This is a genomic window from Mycobacterium sp. E136, assembly GCF_001666865.1.
Lineage (GTDB): Bacteria > Actinomycetota > Actinomycetes > Mycobacteriales > Mycobacteriaceae > Mycobacterium.
Genome location: NZ_LZJE01000042.1, coordinates 1 through 594 on the forward strand (window position 1 = coordinate 1; position 594 = coordinate 594).

Genomic DNA, 594 nt, shown 5'->3' on the forward strand with positions numbered 1-594 from the left:
TTTATGGCAGGACGTCCATCGTGAATTCCAGGCGCGCACGTCCCATCCGTGGAAGGTTGCGGACCTGCGGAGACTGTGGCGCGAGAATCGTGCGCTGCTGACCCAATACCTTGAAGAGGCGAACTCCACGTTGATGGGGCTGGCCAAGGACGCTGACCTGCTCTTCACTGGTCTGGTTTTCGAGGAGGTCGCTGGCAACGTCGCGGAGTATTACGACATTCCGTTGGCCACGCTTCATTACTTCCCGATAAGACCCAACGGCGAGCTCCTCTCATTCCTGCCGCCACGATTCCGCCGCTCGACCATGCTGGCGCATGAACGGCTGACTTGGCGCGGTACCAAAGAGGTAGTAAACGCGCAGCGCCGCGAACTGGGATTGCCCGAGGCAGTACTGCCCTACACGCGACAGATCACCGAACGTGGATCGCTGGAAATCCAGGCCTATGAGGAGGCCTGCTTTCCTGGATTGGCGGAGGAGTGGGCGGATCTCGACGGCCAGCGGCCTTTCGTCGGAGCGCTGACGATGAACCAGCCGACCGATACCGATCAGGAGGTTGCGTCGTGGATCGGCGCAGGCAGGCCACCGATTTTCTT

General features: G+C 60.6%; 1 pseudogene. It reads left to right on the forward strand.

What is annotated here, in order from left to right:
* Positions 1-594 (forward strand): annotated as a pseudogene (locus A5698_RS28840) (glycosyltransferase); the annotation flags it as partial.